This window comes from Schlesneria sp., from assembly GCF_036405755.1.
Lineage (GTDB): Bacteria > Planctomycetota > Planctomycetia > Planctomycetales > Planctomycetaceae > Schlesneria > Schlesneria sphaerica.
In genome coordinates this window covers 1-3,656 of record NZ_DASWWZ010000155.1, presented here as the reverse complement: position 1 = coordinate 3,656, position 3,656 = coordinate 1, and the positions used below count along the sequence as shown (strand labels likewise).

Annotated in this window: 4 protein-coding genes and 1 pseudogene; all 5 read left to right on the top strand. The window is 54.3% G+C overall.

The window, feature by feature from the left end:
• Positions 1–252: pseudogene (locus tag VGE80_RS05220) on the top strand (heme o synthase); the annotation flags it as partial.
• A 97-nt stretch (positions 253–349) separates the two neighbouring features.
• Entirely contained in the window at positions 350–1,375 is a 1,026-nt protein-coding gene (locus tag VGE80_RS05215; RefSeq protein WP_373650793.1) for a cytochrome c oxidase subunit 3, read from the top strand.
• An 84-nt stretch (positions 1,376–1,459) separates the two neighbouring features.
• Positions 1,460–1,825 (top strand): cytochrome C oxidase subunit IV family protein, encoded by a 366-nt coding sequence (locus VGE80_RS05210; RefSeq protein ID WP_397571146.1) that lies wholly within the window; start codon positions 1,460–1,462, stop codon positions 1,823–1,825.
• A 225-nt stretch (positions 1,826–2,050) separates the two neighbouring features.
• Entirely contained in the window at positions 2,051–2,989 is a 939-nt protein-coding gene (locus VGE80_RS05205; RefSeq protein WP_440591921.1) for an ATP-binding cassette domain-containing protein, read from the top strand.
• 22 nt (positions 2,990–3,011) lie between these two features.
• Positions 3,012–3,656, top strand: a 645-nt coding sequence (locus VGE80_RS05200; RefSeq protein ID WP_440591920.1) for an ABC transporter permease, incomplete at its 3' end; no start/stop codon positions are given.

Below are 3,656 nucleotides of genomic sequence, written 5' to 3'. Positions count from 1 at the left end.
TTGCTGGCAGTCGCCTATGCTGCCTGCCTGGTTCCTGTCAGCCTCCTCCCTTATCAGTGTGGCCTGGCCGGTGTGACCTACGCCGCGGTCGCCCTGGCGCTCGGTCTCGCCTACCTGTTTGCATCGATTCTTTTTGCCTGGAATGAGACACGAACCAGTGCTCGCCGGGTGCTGTGGACATCGCTCGTTTACTTGCCTGTGCTCCTGCTTGTCCTGACCTGGGACCACTTGCGACTGCTGGAACGAATTTGAGAGTTTGCTGTCATCCATGAATCCTTGAAGAATCACCCTTCACCTTATCTCACTGCCCACGCAAGTGGTCTGTGTGGATCGTGCGAACGAGACTGATATGACACACGCTGCTGCCGCTCCGACCTTGAAGATGGGTATCCCGATCTCGAATGCCAAACTGGGAATGTGGCTGTTCCTGGGGACCGAGATCATGTTCTTCACGGCCTTCATCGGCACATACATCGTGATGCGGATGGGTTCGCTGGGATGGCCCACCAGCCCTGACGTGACACACATCAGTATCGCGTTCGGCGGGATCAACACGTTTGTTCTGATCGTGTCGAGCTATTTCGTCGTCGTTTCGCACGACTGCCTGTTAACGAATCAGTATGCCAAAGCCTGGCGATTTATGCTGTATACGTTCCTGCTTGGTTGCCTCTTCCTCGGCATCAAGAGCATCGAATACGCCGGCAAATTTGAGCATGATATTCTTCCCGGGCACATCCCTGAAAACAATCAGCAGGCCATGGACAAAGTGGTCAAACAGTTTGGGAAAATCGTCAATACGCGGCTGGCGGCCGCTTTTCCCCAGCAGGGTAAGTATGAAGATCAGAAAGCGGATCTTGATGCGCGGATCAAGACCCTTTCGGAAAAGCCTGCAGAATCCCTCACACCTGCGGAAGCGAAGCAGTTGCAAGGGGATCTAGCCTTGGCGGAACTGAATACCGAGTACGTCAATCTGAAAGAGCACGTCCGGTCAGAACTCTCACTTGAAGTTCCTTACGATCAATTTGATTCGATTCGGAAAGAAGAGAACTCAGCGGGCAAGTATGCCAGAGTTACTCTCGATCAGGTCAATCATAAAGTCGAAGAACTGCGCACAGGAAAGCTTGCTTCCCTGGTCAGCGATCTTCACCCGGCTCACCCCATTCTTTATGGAAACCTGTTCGCTTCGAACTACTTCCTGATGACGGGGTTCCACGCAATCCACGTGATCATCGGGCTGTTCATGTTTCTGATGATCCTGCTGAAGGGACATCGGCTGTCGATTGATGATGCGACCCTGGTAGAAAACGTCGGTCTGTACTGGCACTTCGTGGACCTGGTGTGGATCTTCCTGTTCCCGCTGTTGTACATTATTTGACGTCATCAACGATTGACCTGCAGGTTTGTCGATCTGTATTGCACCCGTCTGATCTCGTCGGTTTAGAACTGAAAGCCTCATGGTATGACCGAACACGAGCAACACGAATCCCACGGCGGTGTCTATTTCAAGGTGTTTCTGGCTTTGTGCGTTTTCACCTTGATCTCGGTTGCGGCAGACCTGGTCGGAATGCCGAACAAGATCATGTTGGGAGCCATCGTGCTGGCCGTTGCCGTTGCGAAGGCACTTTGCGTTTTGATGTATTTCATGCATCTCAAGTTTGAGCGAGCATGGAAGTACCTTTTGCTGGTACCGACGACGATCATTGCTCTCGCCATTCCTGTTTCATTGCGACCTGACATCGGTGCCAGCTACTACGTTCAAGACATCCCTCAGTTGCGGGACTATCCTGAACATCAAGCGGCGACCCAGAGTTCCTCCCACCACTGAGCCTCGGTCGAGGTTCGATGTTGGCGATGCAGGCGAGTCACTCGTTTTGAGAGCCCGGATGCAGTTTCCGTCCTTGGATCCTCTCGCGATCACGGAGAATTGCATTCCGGTCTGCCCCGGACTTCCCCTCTCTGTCGCTGCGCACTGTCTGTATGAGACATTGTTCCTGATGGAACTGATGTCCTGATGGTCTCTTTCCAATCCTCACGCCTCGGTTGAAAATGAATGTCAGACAGCATCGCTGTCAGTGTTGAAGAGCTGCGGCACCGGTACGGTGAACGGGAAGCACTGCGTGGGATTCGATTCTCCGTCTCCTTAGGTGAGATCTTTGGATTGCTGGGGCCCAACGGAGGTGGAAAAACGACCCTCTTCCGCCTGCTTGCCACACTACTCCCAGTCCAGTCGGGAAGGGCGACAATCCTCGGATTGGATGTCGCGTCCGAATCTCGAGCTGTGCGTGAGATGATTGGCGTCACATTCCAGTCGCCGAGTCTCGATGGGAAGCTGACCGTTCTTGAGAACCTCAAGTTTCAATCTCTCTTCTACGGCTTGACTGGCACACCTGCCCGGCAAAGGATTGACGAACTGCTCGCGCGGTTGGGGATCAGTGACCGGCGTCGAGATGTTGTGGATTCGCTATCGGGAGGCTTGAAGCGACGGGTTGAAATTGCCAAGAGTCTACTCCATCAGCCGCGACTGTTGCTGCTGGATGAACCGAGCACCGGGCTCGATCCGGGAGCCCGCCACGACTTGTGGGCGTACCTGGAAAAGCTGCGTCAGGAACAGGGAACAACAATCCTCGTGACGACACACCTGATGGAAGAAGCCGAACGTTGTGATCGACTTGGAATTCTCAATCTGGGCGAGATCGTCGCATTAGGGACACCGGAGGAACTGCGACTGTCGGTCGGGGGGGATTGCCTGACGATCCAGTCCGTCAATCCGGACCAGTTGACGGATCAGATCGAATCACGGTTTCAGGTTACTCCACGACGAATCGGCGATGCACTGAGGATCGAATGTCCTGCTGGGCACGAATTACTGCGGGACATTGTTGCTGCTTTTCCGAGTGAGATCACCTCAATCTCGTACGCAAAACCGACGCTTGAAGACGTTTTCATTGCCAGAGCGGGACATCGATTCTGGGAATCGACACCCGCCTAGCCGGGAAGACCAGGATCTGAATATGGTTGCCACAAGTTCACTCTCGCCAGCTTCGGTCACAGGCCATGCCTCGGCTACTGCCGTTCGAGGTTCGGCCGTTATGGCGATCTATTCGCTGGCAAGTCGCGAACTCGTGAGATTTTTTCGGCAGCGGACCCGGATCATTGGTGCACTCGGGCAGCCCATCATTTTCTGGGTTCTGTTCGGGGCTGGGTTGCAGAGTTCTTTTCGTGGTCCGTCGGGAGTCACTTTCCAGGAGTATTTTTTCCCGGGAGTGGCGGTCATGATCGTCATGTTCACGGCGATTTTCTCGACGATTTCGATTATTGAAGATCGTCGCGAGGGCTTTTTACAGGGAGTCCTGGTGGCTCCGATTCCGCGGCTCTCGATTGTGCTGGGGAAAGTCTGTGGTGGAACAATCCTGGCCCTGCTCCAGGCAATGCTGTTCCTGGCGATCGGACCAACGCTCGCCGTGGTTGGGCTGGCTCCTCCGATTTCGACGGGACTTACCTGGATGAACTTGCCGCTGGTCATCGCTTACCTGACGCTGGTGGGCTTCTCGTTGACTGCGTTGGGATATCTGATTGCGTGGCCGATGGACTCGACACACGGGTTTCATGCCATCATGAGTGTTTTTCTGATGCCAATGTGGTTGCTTTCGGGATCG

Coding starts and splice junctions, on each gene's coding strand:
- VGE80_RS05215 (WP_373650793.1), top strand. CDS start 350: ATGACACACGCTGCTGCCGCTCCGACCTTGAAGATGGGTATCCCGATC.
- VGE80_RS05205 (WP_440591921.1), top strand. CDS start 2,051: ATGTCAGACAGCATCGCTGTCAGTGTTGAAGAGCTGCGGCACCGGTAC.
- VGE80_RS05210 (WP_397571146.1), top strand. CDS start 1,460: ATGACCGAACACGAGCAACACGAATCCCACGGCGGTGTCTATTTCAAG.